Here is a 19,716-nt window from a genome sequence, read left to right as displayed (position 1 = left end):
AACGTGTCTCTATACTATGCGCGCCACTGGCCTCGTCGCCATTGGACGGCGGTAAGTTGGAATTATCCGCGAGGTCAGACTAATTTCGCATTAAACGGGACCTTGTTCCCGAACCACGAATTCCACCCATAAATGCATTACTGAACAGCATACACACATTGCCAGGTTTTATTATTTAATGCCGCAGAAGGATTAGGGATATTACGCATTAAGGATAATTTACCGGATGGCGGTGGAGTGGGAAGATCACATACTAAAGGCAGAGAGAACGCCATCTCTCTGCCAGCAGGCGCTGCAATTAATCAACACGAATCACATCACGCAAACCAGCCGAACCTTACGGATATCAGGCTGAAAAGTCCTACAGCAGCAAATATATTTATCAGCACAACAGTTTTACTGGAAACATTCATTTTTGCCACCTTTCGATTTAACCCCTATGGGTATAGTACGGGTTAAGACGAACCGCAATAGTACCCATTCTGAACATTGTGGTAACAGGGTGTTTTTCAGGCGTTTCTCTGAAAAAAATGAATAAAACTTGATGTGAGTCATGAAAAAGAGCATATTGCGCGCGATTTTCCCCTCTGGCCTGGATGCCCCAAATGTCTTTGTACCAAAAAATGCTGGTTTTTTATGCGGTGATGGCCGCAGTCGCGGCTATCATCACCTGGTTTCTATCCCGCGATAAAAAGCGTATTCGCTTTCTGAGTGCGGTGTTAGTTGGGGCGACATGGCCGATGAGTTTTCCCGTCGCACTCCTGTTTTCTCTTTTTTGATGGCGGCGTTACCGCCGCTTCAGGTACTGAGCAAGGCGAGCAATTGTTTCCTGTCTGCCTCAGTAATATCTGAAGGATGTTGATAGCCCACATTCTCATTAGCACGAGTGTAGAGAGCAACCAGCCAGTCGTACACATAACGGCTTGCACCATGCAGTGGCTGTTCATCCAGCTTTGTCAGACGGAGCATAGGTTGTTGCATCGGCGCGCTAAAAATAGCCGTACCCTTTTGGATCCTGCTGGCTGGCCGCTTTTCCTCCGCGACGTTGGCATAGCCAAGCCAGGTAATAAAATCACCGATATCGGCGTGCAACTGTGCCCCGCAGACGTTCTCGCGTTGCATAATACGCTGTAACTGCTGAGGCATCTGCAGTCTGTAGCTGGTCGTGACCAGTATGTCGGCAACCCGCCTTAACGTACGGGGTTCCAGACGTAGACGGCGCGCATTATTCTCATTGCGGCACCATTGACGTACATGGTTGACCCACATTTTATGCGCCTGATATCCGGTTTCTTTATTCTCATGCTGATGCGATATGTCCTGCACCTCAGCAAACAGATCGATCTCTTCATTAAATAAGCCACTGACCTGTTCTTCCCGTGGCTGCTGAATACGTAGCAGAGACTCAAAACTGCGCATTGGCGGCAGCAGACCATCCAACAGCTCGCCATGTTTTGCCGCCTGTGCCTGTAACTGGCGGATCACTGATTCGCTCGCACCGGATCCCTCATCAGCAACATTCAACCAGGTGTTCAGGGTTTCGCGAATGCGCTGCTGGTACTGCTCGCGAAGGGAAGTCAATCGGGCCTCGCGCTGGTGCGGTGACGTTGCCTGAGACAACCATTCAACAAGTCGCTGAACACTGTGTTTGTCCAGTGCCTGCAACGTGCCCCAGTGTAATCCGGGTTTGCCCATTAATTGTTGAACGGCTTCATCCAGGTTTTGCTGCGTAGTAAAACGTGCGTCCTGGGGAGTAATCGCCCATACCACGCCAGGCAACGCGGCATCATGCAGCGGTTGGGTATCGTTGACCCAACCCAGCAGCGTTCGGGTAATCGCTGGCGTCTGTGAACGCGTAGATACGGCATTGCAGATCACTAAGACATCCGGTTGTAGATGCTGGCGGTAATGTTCCAGCATCCAGCCTAATTTTGCACGCCACAACGGATGCGGGTGCGTATCAGGTGCAAGAGGAATATCCAGCAGATCCACATTGCCAAGCACATTGTCTTCAACTGTCAGTACCAGTTCACGCGTTAGCAAGGCCAGGGAGTCCAGCGAGAGGCTGACCGCATTGAGTAACTGATTATTATTAATGGGATGAACGACCACGTCGCTTTGTGCATCACTTCCGGTTAATGCTACCTGGGTCAGGAAGTTTTCGGCGGGCAAACCAAAATGGTCGACCAGCAAACTTAGCGGCGCGGCTATCTCTTGCGCATGACCGGTCTGCTGCAACGTGTGTGCCAGCGCCAGCCATTGCTGCGTTAGCTCCGGTTGTTCCCCCCATAGCAACGCCCATGCGTGTGCCCGGGTAGTCAGATCCAGTGCGGGAAGTAGTGTGGCAAAGTGATGCCACAATGCATCGTCAATTTGCTGCTGGCTGGAGGGAACACTGTTTCGCCAGAAGCGGCCGATTGCCGCCACATCTTGTGCGGAAACCCCTTGAACTGGATGACGCTGGCGCAGCGTCTGCCATTTTTCCAGTCGTGCTTCAATGATTGACCTCTCAACCTGGCGGTTGTCGGGTAATGAGCAGAACTGCGCGATAAACAGTTGTACCAGTTCTGCCTCACTCATCAACCGTAGACGCAGAGGCCATTCGCTATCAATCGGGTTTTCTTTACGCGTAAAACGGATCGCCATATTGGTCGGTGCATGTCCGGGGTTAATATGCGTAAAGTAATCAAAACTACGGTCCGGGGCGGTGATGTTCAGTTTGCCATTGTCATTGCTACACAGGGCGGATAACAGATGCGCTTTCGCCGGTTGAGAATGTCCATATAATCCAACACAACCTTGCGCGGTTAATGCCGCATTCAGCGCAGATTCATTAACTGCCGTCAGCGTTAGCTGAGCCAACAGAGCGTCCGCTTCATCATCAAGACGTGTGGTACGCTGACGTGTTTCAGTCACCCATTTGATGGCGGCCTGTGCGGTGTTTAACATCTTGCTCATTTCAGGTACACGCTCCCGCTATCAATCCAGTAATGGCTGCCGCTATGACGACGGTCTGCCAGCGTATTCAGTTTTAACGTTAAGGCATTGGCGGCAACGGGTGTGCCATCCTGCAGCCAGGCATCACTCAGAACGAAGAATTCCGGGCCTGTCTCTTTAGTACCGCCGCGTAGTTGTAAGCGCACATTTAAGACGCCATCGCCAGCAATGGTTTTCGCCAGTTCGGCAGAGTTAATACTGAGCGTATACAGCGGAGTGGCGGGCCAGCGACTGTTAGCCAGTTGACGAAAACCTAACGTCACGTTGCCACGCAGCGGAAAGTGCAGACGAGTATCCAGTTTTGCCCCTGGCTTATCGAGATCGATATCGTGATACCAGATGTTCTCATCACGCAGCGTATTGACCGTATTATCCAGTACGCCAAGATAGCGTACGGTAGAGTACGCACCGATATCGGCGGCTTTAAAGTTAAAGCGTGGCAGGCGTAGATCCAGCGCCAGACTACACAGCATTGCACCAACGGCGGCGGTGGATTTCGGATTGCCAATGCGACCTTGCTGACTGAACGGATACCATTCATGTACACGGTAGTTGTCCATCCAGATCATGCGGTTAACCGGTACCGGTTGCAGATGACGGATCAGCGCTTGTACGCCTGGCAGGCAGGCGGGTCTGCCGGTGACTAATAAAATATCGCAGCGATAGTGTGAAATGGCTTCGCAGACAGCGTGCAGTGGGGCAGTAAGGGTAAATTGTCCAGCCAGCAATGCCTCCTGGAGCTGCCTGAACTGTACCTGTAACGGGACACTCAGCAAGTCAAAGACTGGCGAACCCGACGGCAGCGCATGATCAATAGCCTGTTGAATGTAGTTCATCACATTGCGCGTTGGACGTTGAGACAGCAATTCGCCAAAAGTGGCATGCAGTCCTGCTACCGGATCGTTAATGTCGCTCTGCTCCCAGGCGGAGAGCACAGCATGACCGAGCGGCATAAAGAGCTGTAACGCCGTTTGCTGGCGTAAAATTGCCTGGGTGTCGATGCGCCCCGAATCGCCAAACAGCGTAGCCAGCAGTGCGGCGGCATCGGTGACGCCCGCCTGCTGTAACCGGGTTTGCAGAGCAGGTAACACACAGCGCTGAATCACATCCAGCAGCATGTCATCGCCGGCAACCTTGAAGCCTTCACGAAACAGCAGGTGCGGCGTAATTTTGACATTCGCGCCAACGCCATCATCAAGCTGATAATGCACGACGGCCAAATCCGTTGTGCCTCCGCCAATGTCGATTGATGCGACGCGCAGCGCGCGACCTTTGACTTCATCAGGCTCCGGCTGGCGATCCGGACGGGAGAGAGCGTTAAAGAATGATTCGGTGTGCCCGTCATAATGCGAAATGGCTTCGTTATACAACCACACCAGTTGTCCGCAGCTGGCTTCATCCCATTCCATCTGGATCTCCGGGACGGGAACCACGCTCTTTTCCTGCTGTTTGCGCGTGGTGAAATCTTCATCCTGCGGGTGCCAGCCCATCGCTTTCCAGACCAGGGCAATCGCTTCAAACATGCGCAGGCGGAAGATCTCGCGCTCCTGTTTTGGCATCGCAGAGGGCAGGGTGAGGATCAGCGTGCGCAACTGGCGTGGAGAGGCCGGGAATCCGAGGCGCAGACGTGTTGCCACGCTGTTAATTTGCCCCAGAGCCTGAGCCAGAATCTCGCACAGCATATGCGTCATCAGCGTACTGCGACTGTACTGCGGGGAGAAAACTGGCAGCCGGTCATCCTGTGGCAGACTAAACAGCGGTTGTCCGTCATCGTTCATCAGATTCATTAACGGAAAGGCCGTGGCAAGCGGTTCGCGCTGGGTTTTGCCATTTATCTGACTAAAGCGCCAGCCATGTAAAACGGGCGTTTCATCCCATAAATAACGGCGTGGGCTGGAGATCCCGCTGCTGCCTTCCGTCCCCAAACGCTGCATTGCCAGTTTTCGGGCTTCATCGCCGACGCGCACGATAGACGGCCAGATAAAGGCGTCATCGCGGCCACTTTCAACGGAAAAGTGCTGCTTACCAAAGCGCGCTTCGGAAAACTCCAGTCGGCTGGTGAACAGCGGATCGTTAAGAAACTGAGGTTCGCTTAACGAACGGACCTGCAGTTCAGCAGTCTGGCGCAGACCGTCATTGGCATCCCCGTGATCTTCAATCAATACACCGCAGGTATGGGTATTGCCGATATCTAAAATGAGATCGACAGGAATAGCGGGGGTGCTGAGGGTATGCGTGACCAACTTCACTTCCGGGACAGATAACTGTTCACCTAACAGTGCCAGCAAATTCAGCCAGTGCGCCTGATATTCGAAGTTACGCAGCGCCAGTTGGATCTCCTGCTCTGAACGGCTCTCTTCCTGCGTGACATGATGCAGGAAGGACTCTCGCAACCAGCCGTCAATCCAGGTCTGGTCGAGGAAATCTGCAATTTCGTTATCCTGCCAGGCCAGCGCAAATCGCGTTCCGTTAAGCAGATCGTTTTCGTTTGGCGTCAATGCGGCTGGTGCGTGTTCGGCAAGCTGACTGTCCAGCGCGATAGTGACGCGGTGGGTGTTGCCTGCGCTGTCTGGCTGCGCCAGCTTTCGCACTTGTACGCGCGCCCAGTTATCCGGGCCTTCGACAAACGTGCGGGGTGGGTTAAAACGCAGGAACGGCAGGGGTAACCAGACACCATCGAGTACGTCCAGCGAATAATGTAACGTCTGGGTACTTTCCGGCTTCACCACCTCAGGTTGTCCGCCGGTGTTACCTGGCAGGGTATAGCGTCCCGTTGTGAGATCGAAATCCAGCCTCAGCAGTGGACCGTTTGCCGTTTTGCGAACGAAACGACCGTGGTGAGCGGATTCCTGCGGAGTCAGTCCGAAATCGAGAAACTGCACGCCGCTATTAGCGATGAGCGTTACGCTCTGTTTGTAATCACACAGATTGACCAACATAAAATCAGGCACCTATTTTTTTGATAGTCAGTGGGATCTCAGCGTGATCGTCATAACGCGCGGTACAGGCCGCAACATCGTTGGTTCCCGCTTTACAGGTGATTTCAGGCATCGGATAACGCGAGCCGTCAGTGCATCGTGCATTCCCGCGACTCTTAATCATTAATTCGCCCGACTGGTGCAGGCCAGAGAAAATCTCTGCACGACACACAATATTGTCGCCATGGACAACCCGTGCAGTGCCTTTATTAGTCTGGATCTGATAACGCAGTGATGGCGCTTTGCCGCTGACCGGATCTTTAACATCGACCATTACGCGCCAGTTTCCGTTAAGGAAACGTGTGGTACCCGCTTTCATCTGGTTGGCGTCCATGACCAACGCATCTTTCGGGATGGCGGCAATAACAACGGGACCGTCAACGGGTTTTTCATTTTTGGCTGCTGGAGTGACTTCCGCCCGATGCAACGGCAACACCGATCTCAGTTCTGGCAACGGTTTACTGTCAACTCTTGCGACCTCAACAGGTGTCTCAACAGCTGCTACAGCTGGTGCTGGAGCTTGTTGCTTCCACAACAGTGGAGCGGCTATGGCAGCGACAATCACCGCAGCAACGGGAAGGCTCCACAACGGCAGACGGCGTGTCGACTTACTCTGTATTTGTGCAGTTGGCGGTGTAACCTTGGGTTCGCTAATGATGACCGGAGCTTGCGGTTCTGGTTCGGCAGGTTCAGGCAATTCAACGACCGGCGTCAGCAACGGTGCATCGGCCTCGGCAAAGGTGATTTCCGGCGTGACATCTTCTTCAGCCTCTGGCTCCGGGGCAGGCACGACCGGGGGAACATCGCTGACTCGCAGGCAATCGAGCACATCATCACGGGTATTTTCGTTTAGATTGACGAAGCCCCAGAACGTAATGACAGGCTTACCATCAACCAGAAAAACGTGGTTCTCTCCCGGAAATTGAATCGCTTTTTCGAGCAGTGAACCAAACAGTTGCAGTGCGGTTTTACCCGATTGCAGGCTTTTGCGACTCAGGGCCGCCGCATTTTCCAGGGTGCTTCCCAGATAACGCATTGCCCGCAAACGTGTGTCTTCATCCGCGGCTTTCCACGCGACAGCTTTTCCCTCGATCGGGGAATACCAGTCAACCCGATCGCCGTTGTCGTTAATTTGTGGAATTGCCAGACAATCCGCCATCGCCTGCTGTTTACGCAAACGAAGCGTTTCACGAATTTGCAATGCTGAATCAAAAACGGCCTGACCGCCGCCGCCCACGGCCTGATAGTCATCCAAATTGCCGCTGCGCAAGAGAGTTTTTGCCACGTTGTTATCCCTTAGACTTCTTCACACATCTACTTTACGGGTTATGAAAACAAGCAAACGTCAGAAGAGAGGCAAAAAGGGGCGAATTTTCATGGCATAGAGTATTGGGAAAAATCTTGACGTCCTGAAAAAGACTTAACGGAAATTATTCCACCTGTGCTGTCGAATTAATCAGCGAAATACACCGGATTAGAATAACCTGATAGTGATTTGTTATTAGTCAGTTTTTGTCAGCTATGCTCTGATAATCGTGTTAATAATAAAATAAGAAGGCTTATAACCATGACTGCAAGGAAAACGTTGCTCGCGCTGGCACTCAGTGCAGTATTACCAACCGGCGCTGCATTCGCGGCCAGTACTGACACCATTATTTACTGCTCTGAAGCGTCGCCGGAATCATTTAACCCGCAAATCGCCAGTTCCGGTCCATCGTTTGTGGCCAGTTCGCAGGTGCTGTACAACCGGCTCATCAATTTTGATCCGGTAAAAAATACCCCTGTACCGTCGCTGGCAACCGACTGGACAATTTCACCGGACGGTAAAACGTACACCTTTACCCTGCGTCAGGGCGTAAAATTCAACAGCAATAAATTCTTTAAACCCACCCGCGATTTCAATGCTGATGATGTTGTTTTTTCTGTATTACGTCAGAAAGATGCCGATCATCCGTACCACAAAGTATCGCAGGGCAACTATGAGTACTTCAACGATGTCGGGCTGGACAAGTTGATCAAAGAAGTGAAGAAGGTCGATGATTACCATGTCCAGTTTGTGCTGAATGAACCAAACGCGGCATTTCTGGCCGACTGGGGGATGGACTTCGCATCCATTCTTTCCGCTGAATATGCGGATGCAATGCTGAAAAAAGGCACCCCGGAAAACGTCGATAACTGGCCGATTGGTACCGGACCTTACGTGCTGCAACAGTACAAGCAGGATTCACAAATCCGCTATCTGGCTAACCCGAACTACTGGGATGGCGAGGTGCCGACGAAGCATCTGATCTTCTCGATTACGCCAAACGTACAGACGCGACTGGCAAAACTGCAAACCAACGAATGCCAGATTATCCCCGCGCCTGCGCCAGTGCAGTTTGAGGAAATTAAGAAAAATAGCGACCTGACACTGCATTCTGTTGATGCGCTGAACGTCGGTTATCTGGCGTTTAACACCGAGAAAAAACCGTTTGATAACGTGCTGGTTCGTCAGGCGCTGAACTACGCTACCGATAAAAAAGCGATTATCAATGCCGTCTTTTTAGGTTCTGGCACGGTGGCAAAATCACCAATCCCACCGAATATGATGGGCTTCAATAAAGATTTTAAAGATTATGATTACGACCCGCAGAAAGCGAAAGCGTTGCTGAAGCAGGCGGGGCTGGAGAGCGGTTTTGAGGCGACGCTGTGGTCAATGCCGGTTCAACGTCCGTACAACCCGAATTCCCGTCGTATCGCCGAGATGATCCAAAGCGACTGGGCGAAAGTCGGCGTAAAGGCGAAAATCGTTTCTTACGAGTGGGGAGAATACCTGTCTGGAATGCGCAAGGGTGAGCATGACACCGCGCTGTTTGGCTGGATGTCTGACAACGGGGATCCTGATAACTTTGCCGATGTACTGTTGGGTTGCAACAGTATTAAAACTGGATCAAACGCCGCGCGCTGGTGTGATAAAGAGTATAATTCCCTGGTTCAAAAGGCGAAACTGGTGAGCAAACCGGAAGATCGCGCCGCGCTTTACCAGCAATCGCAAGAGATATTCTACCAGCAGGCACCATGGATAGCGCTGGCAAACGGTAAGACGTTTTATGCTACGCGCAGCAATGTCAGCGGATACAGCGTGAGTCTGATGGGCAGTGATTTTTCAAAAGCAAAACTAAATTAATGTGTTAAGGAGAAAGTATGTCGCACCTGGATGAGGTCAGTGCACGTGTCGACGCCGCCATTGGAGAGAGCGTTGTTACGCATATGAATGAACTGCTGATTGCGCTCAGCGATGATGCAGAGCTAAGCCGGGAAGAGCGTTACACCCAGCAGCAGCGTTTGCGAACGGCTATCGCGCACCATGGGCGTCAATATAAAGAGGATATGGAAGTTCGTCGTGAACAACTGACCAAAGGCGGTACTATCCTTTGACACCCTGACGAACAGAGTGGTTCCGGCCTGCATTTTCGTGTTATTTGTAGGCCGGAACAGCGTAGTGCCATCCGGCAGTTAAAACGAACGTCTCGCCACTAACCAGGCGCCAACTACCAGCATCACCGCACCACAAACCGGCCCCACCAGCGCACGTAGCGGTACGCCGTGGCTGCGCAGTATATCCAGTACCAGACCGCCTATCAGCTGGCTGGCAACCAGTACCGCAATGGTGGTGGCTGCGCCCACGTTCTGGTATCCGCTAATACTGGCGAAGACAAAAAAAGACCCCAGCAATCCGGGAATTAACGTCCACCAGCGCACACTGGAGGCCAGCTCGCCAAATCCGGCCACACCTTGTTTAAACCACAGAATGCTGACAAACAGCACGATCCCCACCAGCGAGTTGAGCAACATGGCGATAAGGATTGTCGATGAGGTCTGAGTTATACGCACCATTATGGTGTTTTGCACCACCAGACCGATGCCTGCAGCAATCAGAAAGGAGAGTGTCAGCGTCTGGTTCATTCGCGCACATCCGGTTCGCTACGATCGTCCAGTTGTAGTTGCATAAAAGTCAAATCCAGCCAGCGACCAAATTTGGTTCCGACCTGCGGCATTTGCGCGGTCAGCTTAAAACCTAGCGTGCTGTGCAGGTGCAGAGATGCCTCGTTCTGTGACTCAATTCCCGCCACCATCACGTGTTTGCCACATGCGCGGGCTTCATCAATTAACCTGCTGAGTAGCGCCCGTCCCAGACCCTTTCCCTGATGATCCGGATGCACATACACCGAGTGTTCGACGGTATGGCGGAATCCGTCAAAATTACGCCAGTCGCCAAAGGAGGCATACCCCGTGACCACGCCATTCTCTTCACTCACCAGCACTGGATATCCCATCAACTGTCGGGCTTCGTACCATGAGATCCGGTTTTCGGCATCGACCGTCTGATCGTTCCAGATAGCTGCCGTATGGAGTACTGCGTGATTATAGATTTCTGCAATGGCCGTGCAGTCTTCTTTGCTGGCGAATCGAATTGACATGTTGAACCTCAGGCGTTGTTCACTATAGTATTACGATATGAATACTATTGAAGACAGTATAAATCAACGGATCAGTGCAAGAATTCGCGTTGAGCGGGAATCTCGCGGCTGGTCGCTGACCGAGCTTGCTGAGCGCGCAGGCGTGTCGCGGGCGATGATCCATAAAATTGAGCGTGGAGAAAGCAGTCCAACAGCAACGCTGCTGGGACGACTGTCCGGCGCTTTTGGCATCAGCATGTCTACGCTGATTGCGCGTGCTGAAATGCAGGAGGGGAAACTACTGCGTTTCGCCGATCAGCCTGTCTGGCACGATCCGCAAAGCCACTATTTGCGCCGCCATGTCTCCCCGCGAAGCGATCTGCCCATTGATCTGGTGCAGATTGAATTGCCCGCCGGCAGTGATATCCCGATGCCAGCCTCTTCCTATGTGCAGGCCAGACAGCTTATCTGGTTGCAGCAGGGGGAGTTAGTGTTTGTGGAAGGAGACACGAGACATGAAATGAAAACGGGTGATTGCCTGGAACTCGGTCCACCGAATGACTGCCGCTTTATCAATGAAACCTCGCAATCCTGCGTTTACCTGGTTGTGCGGTTAAACCATGCAGGCAATTAATGTGAAAGCATCTCCACCGGAGGGGAACTACTATTGATGGATTCATGCCAAAAGCTGAGGAGAACATCAATGGGTCAACAAATGCAACGCAATCGCCGCTGGGTACTGGCTTCACGTCCGCATGGTGCGCCAGTACCGGGTAATTTCCGGCTTGAAGAGGATACCGTAGCGACTCCTGGTGCAGGGCAGGTTTTACTGCGCAACGTTTTTCTGTCTCTTGATCCCTACATGCGTGGCCGCATGAGCGAGGAACCGTCGTACTCTCCTCCGGTTGAAATTGGTGCAGTCATGGTAGGAGGCACCGTAAGCCGGGTGGTCACATCGAATCATCCTGACTATAAAACGGGGGAATGGGTCCTGAGCTACAGCGGTTGGCAGGACTTCGATATTTCCGATGGCAGTGGACTGGTAAAATTAGGCGACAACCCTGAACATCCTTCATGGGCGCTGGGCCTGCTCGGCATGCCGGGATTTACGGCATATATGGGCCTGCTCGATATCGGACAGCCTAAAGCCGGAGAAACGCTGGTGGTTGCGGCGGCGACCGGACCTGTTGGCGCAACCGTTGGGCAAATCGGTAAGCTCAAAGGATGTCGGGTAGTGGGTGTCGCTGGCGGAGCGGAGAAATGTCGCCATGCGACAGAAGTCCTCGGGTTTGATATTTGTCTCGATCACCATGCGCAGGATTTCGCAAAACAGCTGGCGCAGGCTTGTCCGCAGGGGATCGACATTTATTATGAAAACGTGGGTGGCAAAGTTTTTGACGCAGTTCTGCCGTTACTCAATACCTCAGCGCGAATCCCTGTTTGTGGCCTGATCAGTGGGTATAACGCGACGGCGTTACCGACTGGTCCTGACAGGTTACCGCTGTTGATGGCAACAATATTGAAAAAACGTATTCGGATGCAGGGTTTTATCATTAGTCAGGATTACGGCCATCGTATTCATGAATTTCAGCAAGAGATGGGGCGGTGGGTTAAAGAAGGCAAGATCCAGTATCGTGAACAAATAACCGACGGTCTGGAAAATGCGCCGGAAACGTTTATTGGCCTGCTCACAGGGAAAAACTTTGGCAAAGTCGTAATTCGCCTTGCTGATGAATGATACTTAAGGTAGGTGATTGGGCGCCTACGGCATTGAAAATATTGCCTCTGCTGGAACGAGTTATAGGCGCCCTAAATCCAGCCTCTCGTGCTGGCTATATTGTCAGGTATAATGCCCCTGTTTCTGCGTACTTAACTAGGGGTATCCTGGATGTTTATAACTCTCTATTCGATAATACTCCTGCAGAATAGAGTTTTTCCCGAAATTTTATAGCTCCATTAATATTTAAATGATGGCCATCAGTAAACTCCGTGTAGTTAAAGTCTTTATCGGCAGAAAAATCAAAGATATGAAAATGTTTTGACTCTATGGAAGATAAAAAACGTTTGCATTCGTTTTTTATCTGTTCATCAAGATTTTCTATATAGGCTACTGATACGGGAGGTATTATCATGTAAACATGATTTTTATTATTTTCTGCTGCATTTTTAATATCCATGATTCTTTCACAGTTTAACTTGAAAGAGTCTGCATGTTTTTTGTATTTATTATGTTGTGCAACAATACCGAGTCCGTCAAGATAGTGTTTATCTGCATTTAGAAATTTTTCAGTGTTTATATCACGTTGCATTGTTGATAGTTTTTCTGCAATACTTTCTGTACTATGACAAGAACATTCACTAATGTTCCTTTGATTAATGTAGATACTCTCAATGAAAACATCTATAGATTCCGTGTTGAATTTATGCATTAATGTATCATTTGAGTCATTTATTTCTGTTTTTTTAATTGAGTTATAGTGTCGATCATTGAATTTATTCATGCTTTCTTTTGCATATGTATAGACAATTGATTTCCCTTTACTAATCTCCTTGTAAAGATCATAGAATCCAAAGCATAATATTGTTTTGTTTATAGGGTTGATGGTGTTTGTTTTAAAGTAAAGATCGTGTGCGTTTGTTATATCCAGACCTGGAATAGAAAGGCTTGTCGAATGTATTGAATTTATATCTGTTAATGCATGGAAGGCATATGATGAACCGAAAATGACAGTGTTAAATTTTTGATCTATAAATCTATTGTATTGATGTGAAAGGAAATCATACCAGATGGACAACTCTCTTTGTTTTATTGCGTTTTCATGTAAATGACAGGAAAAAGGTTTTCCAATCCCGCCTTTTAAAAAAACAGTACTTCCTGAATAATCATATGCAAAAATTGATAACTTACTCTCTGATAATTCTTTTTTGATAACATTCTTATCAAAAGAATATGTTTTTATATCATGGAATATAAAGTTTACATTTTTTTTGCTTATCTTCTTCTTAAATTCAACGAAACTTTCTTGTTCACCTAAAAAGTAAATATCCATGATTGTATTGTCTAAAATAGAAACATATAAATCATAGCAAATGATGTAAAATGATTTTATATTTTCACGTTTAAAATCTTCACACAGATAGAATAGCTCATCAATAAATCTTATGGTTTCAGGTGTGCCAGTGAAATATTTTGAGTTATTTAATACATATTCTTTTAAAATTATGACATCGAGGTCGGTTTTATTTTTATAGAGTTTTAATATTAAAGTTCGCAAACAAAGAAGGAAATTAACATGGTCGTTCATATTGTAGCCTTTTATGTTAAAATTTTTACATTGATGTTGTTATGGTAGTGTCGGATTTGTCGATGAATATATAATGCGGTAAAAAACAAAAAATCTTAAATTTTATAGTGATTTCAATTTTAGAACAGGTGTTCATCATGATGATGAGCTTCATTTCATGAGCTAATTGCTTACAGTAACAGCATTCCATATTCGTCTTACGCATCTCATTAACTGTGATTGTATAAATTTTGTTTCACTTTCAACATTCGGCTTACAGATGCGGCGAAACTAAAGAAAATCAGTAAAGATGGTTGTATTTAATACATTGATTTTTCGACGAGATTTGCTGAGAACTCATCGTATTACCTGTGCAAGATAACAATATTAAAAATATCGAGATCGATTTTGCGCGCCCGTCAAAATCAGCGTGATACGCGCTTGAGAACAAAAGCCGACAGGATTTAACACTGGGTCGTATGCGTCGTGTACAAAATTGCGCTATGCCAGAGATGAATCTCCATTGGTTAGGCCGCCACTGACGAATGAATTGCGCAACGATGATTTTCCGCGCCAGGAGCCAGAGTTGTAATGGAGGCGACAATGAGCCTCCATTACACGTAGAGAAGCAGTGGATATGAGGTGAACGTCATCATGTATCCTGGCAAATTGTTCTCTGTTTCATAAAAGCATAACCTGCAATCATTCATGGAGAAATTAAGAAGGTTGTAGCCAAAAAGTGAATTAACACTCCACTTTGAGATAAATAATGATTACTATTCTCATTCTTAAGAAGAGCAAGACCATGATTTTGCTCATTGAGGCTATGTGAAGCAGTAACATACGAATTTATCAAAGGGAGTCGTCATGTCTTTACGTCATCTGTTTTCACCGCGTCTGCGTGGTTCTTTACTGTTAGGTTCACTGCTCGTTGCATCGTCATTTAGCACGCAGGCTGCGGAAGAACTGCTGCGCAAAGCCGTGGGCAAAGGCGCCTACGAAATGGCGTACAGCCAGCAAGAAAATGCGCTGTGGGTTGCCACATCGCAGAGCCGCAAGCTGGATAAGGGCGGGGTGGTTTATCGTCTTGATCCGGTCACGCTTGAAGTGACCCAGGTTATTCATAACGATCTCAAACCGTTCGGTGCCACGATCAACAATGCCACTCAGACATTATGGTTTGGTAACACCGTCAACAGCGCGGTAACGGCGCTGGACGCCAAAACTGGCGACGTGAAAGGGCGTCTGGTGCTGGACGATCGTAAACGTTCTGAAGATGTCCGTCCGCTGCAGCCTCGTGAACTGGTCGCTGATGATGTTACCAACACGGTGTACATTAGCGGAATAGGCAAAGAGAGCGCTATCTGGGTTGTGGACGGTGAAACGATCAAACTGAAAACCACTATTCAGAACACTGGTAAAATGAGCACCGGTCTGGCTATCGACAGTAAGGCCAAACGCTTGTACACCACCAATGCCGATGGCGAGTTTATTACCATCGATACTGCAGATAACAAAATTCTCAGCCGTAAAAAGCTGCTTGATGACGGGAAAGAGCATTTCTTCATCAACCTGAGCCTGGATACGGCGGGTAACCGCGCGTTTATCACCGATTCTAAAGCGGCAGAAGTTTTGGTTATCGACACCCGTAACGGCAACGTGCTGGCTAAAGTTGCCGCGCCGGAATCTCTGGCCGTACTGTTCAACCCGGCGCGTAACGAAGTCTACGTGACGCACCGTCAGGCAGGTAAAGTTAGTGTGATTGACGCGAAAAGCTACAAAGTCGTCAAAACATTCGATACCCCAACCTTCCCGAACAGCCTGGCGCTTTCAGGTGATGGCAAAACCTTGTATGTCAGCGTGAAACAGAAATCTTCACGCGAGCAGGAAGCGACTCAGCCGGATGATGTTATTCGCATCGCGCTGTAATTGCCCGGAGGGGGAAACCCCTCCAGTCATTTATCCACACCCCACGATACGCCTCGTTACACCCCATCTCTGGCCTGACAAACATCAGGGACTTACACTACGTCCTCTACGGCTAACTGAATAACACGGGATTACCATGAAAAAGCCATTTATCTGCCTTTGTGCGGGTGTGATGTTGTTTACACTGGCGGGCTGTACCACTGATTACGTCATGACGACGAAAAGCGGACAAACCATTGTTACCCAGGGTAAACCGAAGCTGGATAAAGACACAGGGATGACCAGTTATACCGATCAGGATGGGAACGCGAGGGAAATTAACAGCAATGATGTTGCTCAGTTAATTGAAGCTAACTAAGCGCCAGAAAAAAGGGGAGGCCGGATATCCGATCTCCCCCGCAAATGTTACGGTGCGGTGCGGTGAATTTCTGCCACGCGCTTACGCACGCCAAACCACCCGGCAACCAACAGAATGGCAATCAACGGTAATGACGCGATAGTCCAGGTACCGTTCGGATAATCAAATGCCATCAGCACCAGCACAGTCAGCAGGAACAAGAGCGTTAACCACGAAGTAAACGGCGCGCCTGGCAACTTGAAGCTGACATCTGCCGCTTTACCTTCTTTAATCGCCCGACGCAAACGCATCTGACATACTACGATGAATCCCCATGACGCAATGATGCCCAGCGAGGCGAAGTTAAGCACGATCTCGAAAACCTGCGAAGGTACCAGATAGTTAAGGAAAACCCCTACGACATACACGACCAGCGTGGCGAGGATCCCGGCCCAGGGCACCTGTTGGCGGCTCATTTTAGCCATAAATTTAGGTGCAGAACCGCCCATCGACATCGAACGTAAAATGCGTCCTGTGCAGTACAGTCCGGAATTAAGACTGGAGAGCGCCGCAGTGAGCACCACAATATTCATAATGCTGCCGATATACGGCACGCCGAGCTTTGAGAAGAAAGTGACAAACGGGCTTTGACCTGCCTGATAAGCATTCCAGGGCAACAGCAATACCAGCAGGACGACCGAACCAACATAGAACAGACCAATTCGCCAGATAACGCTATTAATCGCTTTTGGTACCATTGTTTGCGGATCTTTGCATTCGCCGGCGGCTGTACCCACCAGTTCAATGGAGGCAAAAGCAAAGACGACGCCCTGCACCAGCACCAGAGCAGGCAACAGACCATGCGGGAAGAAGCCGCCATTGTCGGTGATCAGATGAAAGCCGGTAGTGTTACCATCCAGAGGTTTTCCGGTACCTAAAAAAACCGTACCGACCACCAGAAAAATGACAATGGCCAATACTTTCACCAGCGCAAACCAGAACTCCATCTCCGCGAACCATTTTACGCCGATCATGTTCATGGTACCGACGATCGCCAGCGCGCCGAGGGCAAACACCCACTGTGGCACGTCGCCAAAAGCGCCCCAGTAGTGCATATACAGTGCCACCGCAGTGATATCAACGATCCCGGTCATTGCCCAGTTGATGAAGTACATCCAGCCTGCCACGTAGGCTGCTTTTTCGCCCAGAAATTCACGAGCGTAGGAGACAAAGCTACCGCTGGAAGGGCGATGCAATACCAGTTCACCGAGTGCGCGAAGGATAAAGAACGAAAAAATGCCGCATACCAGATAGACCAGCGCCAAAGCGGGACCGGCCATTTGCAAGCGTGCACCCGCCCCTAAAAATAACCCGGTTCCGATGGCGCCACCGATGGCGATCATTTGTACCTGCCGGTTGCCCATCGCTTTGTGATACCCCTCTTCGTGAGCATTCAACCAGCGTCGTTTTGCCGCATGTTGTTCCGCGGCTTGCGTGTTGTGTGTGTTCATTACTTTTCCTGTTGGCCTGGTAAATTCACAAAATCCTTTTTGCCGCACCTGCAGCGACCATACGAAAGTCAGCTCGCGGCGAAAACAGCGTTACCCTTCATTGTGTTACAGGGAGAAAACTGTCGGCCGAGCATCCTACATTCAATTGATAAGTGACGCAAAGCCTGACCAGCCAGAAAGCGCTTTTTTCTGCGGCCTGAGTTGACGGGCTGTGGTCTCGTTTCAGCAAAATTAAGGGACGGGGACTGTGAGGGGATAAAAAATACGCTCATCGTGATTGTCACCATGATGAGCGTCATACCTTTTATGCGGATATGCCAAAGACCTGGACGGCCTGTTGTAAACGTGACGAACGCTGAGTTAAATCAGCGGTGGCGTCGGTCACGCGCTCCACCATTTCGGCATTATTATGGGTCATGATACCTACGCGCGATATTGAATCATTAATCAGATCCAGCGCCTGAGTTTGTTCCCGTGTCGCCAGGCTAATGTCTTTGATCATCATCGACATCTGTAACACGTCGCCAATCATGCCTGTCAGATGCGTTTCCGTCTGTTCCACCATTTTCACGCCGGAGTTAACGTTCGCGACGTTTTTCTCGATAAGCAACTTGATCTCTTTGGCTGCAGACGCAGAATGCTGTGCCAGATTTCGTACTTCAGCCGCCACCACCGCAAAACCGCGTCCGGACTCTCCGGCGCGCGCAGCCTCGACGGCAGCATTAAGCGCAAGAATATTGGTCTGGAAGGCAATACTGTCGATAACGCCGATGATATCGACGATCTGGCTATTATCGCGTGAAATGGCCTGCATCATGGCGATAGTTTGCTTCATGATATCGCCGCCTTCTGTCGCATTAACGCTGGTCTTATCGGCCATTGTCATGGTTTGAGCTGCGGTATCTGCGGTTTGTTGTACCGCACTGCCAATCTCTTCAATGGCGGCCGCTGTTTGCTGCAGATCCGCAGACGTTTCTTCGGAACGCGTATGCAGAGCAATGCCTTCTTTTGACACGCGCTGGCTAATAGAGCGAATACCGGCTATCTGCATACTGACGTCATCAACCAGGGAATTCAGATTCAGTCCGGACTGATTAACCAGTCGCATCAACATCCCGATTTCATCCACACGATTTAAATGGCAGTTATCGGGTTTACGTCCGGAGACCACTTTCTTCATTTGGCTGAGCAAAGTATTAACTGGCTGACAAATTTGATACTTAAGGTAAATACCAAATAACACAAACAATGTCAGCATTCCACCTGCCTGAATAAACGCATTCACTGGGGTAAAGATTAATAATGCAGAGAGCAGGGCAACGATAACTAGAGCATAATTGACGCGTTGACTAATACTCAGCCATTTAAACATAGAGGCCCATGCCATTGCGCCACGGCGAATAACAATGCCTTTAAAAAGACGAAAGCCTTTAAATTTCTGGTTATTTATTTTTTCATATAGCTGTTCACTCGCCGTTATTTCTTCTCGCGAAGGAACTGTGCGCACTGAGATGTAGCCGGTTAATTTTTCATGGTGCCAGACGGGAGTGACGTTTGCACGGACCCAGTAATGATCGCCATTTTGTCGGCGGTTTTTCACCATGCCTGTCCAGCTATCCCCCTGCTGTAACGTGTACCACATGTCAGCGAAGGCCGCAGGGGGCATATCGGGATGGCGAATAATATTATGCGGCTCGCCCATTAGCTGGTTTTCGTTAAAGCCACTGGCATCGATAAAGGCGGAGTTCGCATAGGTAATATGGCTCTCTTTATCCGTCGTCGAAAGCAGCGTCGCTTTAGCGTTAAGTTCGTGCTCAATTTGTGTAACGGGCGTGTTACTTTTCATAAAAGCCCCATGATGTTATGTATAATTCATACAAAGATCCCCGCATTAATACCAGGGGATATTAAAAAGCCGTTTTAAACCATTTTAATAAGAAACGCTGCATTCTCTACTAATCATCAGTTCTGCGAAAGTATCTCAAATAAAAATTTTAATGCAGGTGATTAGTGTCCTGTCATAAATATGAAACAATAAATACAAATGCATAACCTGAAAAGTCAGTTAAACTGACTTAAATTAAATTAGGCCCCGGCGAGTTCCGCAAAAATAAAATTGATAAGCAATGATGTCGCTGAATGTTCACCCTCAACAGAGACCCTATTATATTTTGTAGTCAGTAAAAACAAGACATTTTTTCTGAATCGTGCCATCGCCTGTGCAGGAATGACCAAACCATT

General features: G+C 49.2%; 16 protein-coding genes. 7 read left to right on the top strand and 9 right to left on the bottom strand.

Annotated elements, in window-relative coordinates:
• Nucleotides 1-317: 317 nt before the first annotated feature.
• The gene (gene yncL, locus AACS05_RS11785; RefSeq protein WP_071828932.1) at nt 318-413 is read right to left on the bottom strand and encodes a stress response membrane protein YncL; all 96 of its coding nucleotides are present in this window, start codon (nt 411-413) and stop codon (nt 318-320) included.
• Between the two features lie 192 nt (nt 414-605).
• Here yncL and AACS05_RS11780 point away from each other — a divergent pair, with 192 nt between their 5' ends.
• Nucleotides 606-779 carry a GhoT/OrtT family toxin gene (locus AACS05_RS11780; protein WP_136345510.1) on the top strand — a complete coding sequence of 58 codons (174 nt, stop codon included), beginning with the start codon at nt 606-608 and terminating at the stop codon, nt 777-779.
• Nucleotides 780-798: 19 nt separating this feature from the next.
• Here AACS05_RS11780 and AACS05_RS11775 read toward each other — a convergent pair whose 3' ends face one another.
• The 3 genes from AACS05_RS11775 to AACS05_RS11765 are packed head-to-tail and all read right to left on the bottom strand — an operon-like array spanning nt 799 to nt 7,260.
• Nucleotides 799-2,958: a virulence factor SrfC family protein gene (locus tag AACS05_RS11775; RefSeq protein WP_045443103.1), complete on the bottom strand. Its 2,160-nt coding sequence runs from the start codon at nt 2,956-2,958 to the stop codon at nt 799-801.
• A complete protein-coding gene (locus AACS05_RS11770) occupies nt 2,955-5,936 on the bottom strand; it encodes a virulence factor SrfB (RefSeq protein WP_045443099.1) in 2,982 nt (993 codons plus the stop codon). Before AACS05_RS11770 ends, AACS05_RS11775 begins: the two co-directional genes overlap by 4 nt.
• Before the next feature lie 4 nt (nt 5,937-5,940).
• The gene (locus AACS05_RS11765) at nt 5,941-7,260 is read right to left on the bottom strand and encodes an SrfA family protein (RefSeq protein WP_045443096.1); all 1,320 of its coding nucleotides are present in this window, start codon (nt 7,258-7,260) and stop codon (nt 5,941-5,943) included.
• A 282-nt stretch (nt 7,261-7,542) separates the two neighbouring features.
• Between AACS05_RS11765 and AACS05_RS11760 the strand changes: the two genes are divergently transcribed.
• Nucleotides 7,543-9,141, top strand: a complete 1,599-nt coding sequence (locus tag AACS05_RS11760) for an ABC transporter substrate-binding protein (RefSeq protein WP_045443094.1) — start codon at nt 7,543-7,545, stop codon at nt 9,139-9,141.
• Between the two features lie 17 nt (nt 9,142-9,158).
• Nucleotides 9,159-9,392 (top strand): YdcY family protein, encoded by a 234-nt coding sequence (locus AACS05_RS11755; protein WP_045443092.1) that lies wholly within the window; start codon nt 9,159-9,161, stop codon nt 9,390-9,392.
• Between the two features lie 78 nt (nt 9,393-9,470).
• Here AACS05_RS11755 and AACS05_RS11750 read toward each other — a convergent pair whose 3' ends face one another.
• Both AACS05_RS11750 and AACS05_RS11745 read right to left on the bottom strand, forming a co-directional pair.
• Nucleotides 9,471-9,920, bottom strand: coding sequence for a DMT family transporter (locus AACS05_RS11750; RefSeq protein WP_045443087.1), 450 nt, complete (start codon nt 9,918-9,920; stop codon nt 9,471-9,473).
• Nucleotides 9,917-10,435: a GNAT family N-acetyltransferase gene (locus AACS05_RS11745; RefSeq protein ID WP_045443085.1), complete on the bottom strand. Its 519-nt coding sequence runs from the start codon at nt 10,433-10,435 to the stop codon at nt 9,917-9,919. Before AACS05_RS11745 ends, AACS05_RS11750 begins: the two co-directional genes overlap by 4 nt.
• A gap of 37 nt (nt 10,436-10,472) precedes the next feature.
• On the opposite strand from AACS05_RS11745, the gene AACS05_RS11740 reads away from it, so the two are divergent.
• Together AACS05_RS11740 and AACS05_RS11735 are read left to right on the top strand one after the other, a co-directional pair.
• Complete coding sequence (locus AACS05_RS11740) at nt 10,473-11,048, top strand: helix-turn-helix domain-containing protein (RefSeq protein ID WP_045443083.1); 576 nt, start codon at nt 10,473-10,475, stop codon at nt 11,046-11,048.
• 69 nt (nt 11,049-11,117) lie between these two features.
• Entirely contained in the window at nt 11,118-12,152 is a 1,035-nt protein-coding gene (locus AACS05_RS11735) for an NADP-dependent oxidoreductase (protein WP_045443080.1), read from the top strand.
• Between the two features lie 154 nt (nt 12,153-12,306).
• On the opposite strand, the gene AACS05_RS11730 is transcribed toward AACS05_RS11735, so the two are convergent.
• Nucleotides 12,307-13,719 carry a hypothetical protein gene (locus AACS05_RS11730; protein ID WP_045443077.1) on the bottom strand — a complete coding sequence of 471 codons (1,413 nt, stop codon included), beginning with the start codon at nt 13,717-13,719 and terminating at the stop codon, nt 12,307-12,309.
• Nucleotides 13,720-14,565: 846 nt separating this feature from the next.
• Here AACS05_RS11730 and yncE point away from each other — a divergent pair.
• Both yncE and AACS05_RS11720 read left to right on the top strand, forming a co-directional pair.
• A complete protein-coding gene (yncE, locus tag AACS05_RS11725) occupies nt 14,566-15,627 on the top strand; it encodes a 7-bladed beta-propeller protein YncE (RefSeq protein WP_045443074.1) in 1,062 nt (353 codons plus the stop codon).
• Between the two features lie 136 nt (nt 15,628-15,763).
• The gene (locus tag AACS05_RS11720; RefSeq protein WP_045443071.1) at nt 15,764-15,985 is read left to right on the top strand and encodes a YgdI/YgdR family lipoprotein; all 222 of its coding nucleotides are present in this window, start codon (nt 15,764-15,766) and stop codon (nt 15,983-15,985) included.
• Nucleotides 15,986-16,032: 47 nt separating this feature from the next.
• On the opposite strand, the gene ansP is transcribed toward AACS05_RS11720, so the two are convergent.
• Together ansP and AACS05_RS11710 are read right to left on the bottom strand one after the other, a co-directional pair.
• Nucleotides 16,033-17,475 (bottom strand): L-asparagine permease, encoded by a 1,443-nt coding sequence (gene ansP, locus AACS05_RS11715; RefSeq protein WP_045443068.1) that lies wholly within the window; start codon nt 17,473-17,475, stop codon nt 16,033-16,035.
• A gap of 304 nt (nt 17,476-17,779) precedes the next feature.
• On the bottom strand, nt 17,780-19,321 hold the full coding sequence (locus AACS05_RS11710) for a methyl-accepting chemotaxis protein (protein ID WP_045443056.1): 1,542 nt from the start codon (nt 19,319-19,321) through the stop codon (nt 17,780-17,782).
• Nucleotides 19,322-19,716: the final 395 nt, after the last annotated feature.

This window comes from Citrobacter sp. S-77, assembly GCF_963864895.1.
In the GTDB taxonomy this organism is placed as follows: domain Bacteria; phylum Pseudomonadota; class Gammaproteobacteria; order Enterobacterales; family Enterobacteriaceae; genus Citrobacter; species Citrobacter murliniae.
The sequence above is the reverse complement of the archived record's forward strand: the minus strand, read 5'-3'. Positions and strand labels throughout refer to the sequence as shown.

What these genes read in the sequence shown, in the direction of transcription:
- AACS05_RS11755 (WP_045443092.1), top strand. Translation starts at nt 9,159, where the DNA reads ATGTCGCACCTGGATGAGGTCAGTGCACGTGTCGACGCCGCCATTGGA.
- AACS05_RS11745 (WP_045443085.1), bottom strand. Translation starts at nt 10,435, where the DNA reads ATGTCAATTCGATTCGCCAGCAAAGAAGACTGCACGGCCATTGCAGAA.
- AACS05_RS11760 (WP_045443094.1), top strand. Translation starts at nt 7,543, where the DNA reads ATGACTGCAAGGAAAACGTTGCTCGCGCTGGCACTCAGTGCAGTATTA.
- AACS05_RS11750 (WP_045443087.1), bottom strand. Translation starts at nt 9,920, where the DNA reads ATGAACCAGACGCTGACACTCTCCTTTCTGATTGCTGCAGGCATCGGT.
- yncE (WP_045443074.1), top strand. Translation starts at nt 14,566, where the DNA reads ATGTCTTTACGTCATCTGTTTTCACCGCGTCTGCGTGGTTCTTTACTG.
- AACS05_RS11730 (WP_045443077.1), bottom strand. Translation starts at nt 13,719, where the DNA reads ATGAACGACCATGTTAATTTCCTTCTTTGTTTGCGAACTTTAATATTA.
- AACS05_RS11775 (WP_045443103.1), bottom strand. Translation starts at nt 2,958, where the DNA reads ATGAGCAAGATGTTAAACACCGCACAGGCCGCCATCAAATGGGTGACT.
- ansP (WP_045443068.1), bottom strand. Translation starts at nt 17,475, where the DNA reads ATGAACACACACAACACGCAAGCCGCGGAACAACATGCGGCAAAACGA.
- AACS05_RS11735 (WP_045443080.1), top strand. Translation starts at nt 11,118, where the DNA reads ATGGGTCAACAAATGCAACGCAATCGCCGCTGGGTACTGGCTTCACGT.
- AACS05_RS11770 (WP_045443099.1), bottom strand. Translation starts at nt 5,936, where the DNA reads ATGTTGGTCAATCTGTGTGATTACAAACAGAGCGTAACGCTCATCGCT.
- yncL (WP_071828932.1), bottom strand. Translation starts at nt 413, where the DNA reads ATGAATGTTTCCAGTAAAACTGTTGTGCTGATAAATATATTTGCTGCT.
- AACS05_RS11780 (WP_136345510.1), top strand. Translation starts at nt 606, where the DNA reads ATGTCTTTGTACCAAAAAATGCTGGTTTTTTATGCGGTGATGGCCGCA.
- AACS05_RS11720 (WP_045443071.1), top strand. Translation starts at nt 15,764, where the DNA reads ATGAAAAAGCCATTTATCTGCCTTTGTGCGGGTGTGATGTTGTTTACA.
- AACS05_RS11740 (WP_045443083.1), top strand. Translation starts at nt 10,473, where the DNA reads ATGAATACTATTGAAGACAGTATAAATCAACGGATCAGTGCAAGAATT.
- AACS05_RS11710 (WP_045443056.1), bottom strand. Translation starts at nt 19,321, where the DNA reads ATGAAAAGTAACACGCCCGTTACACAAATTGAGCACGAACTTAACGCT.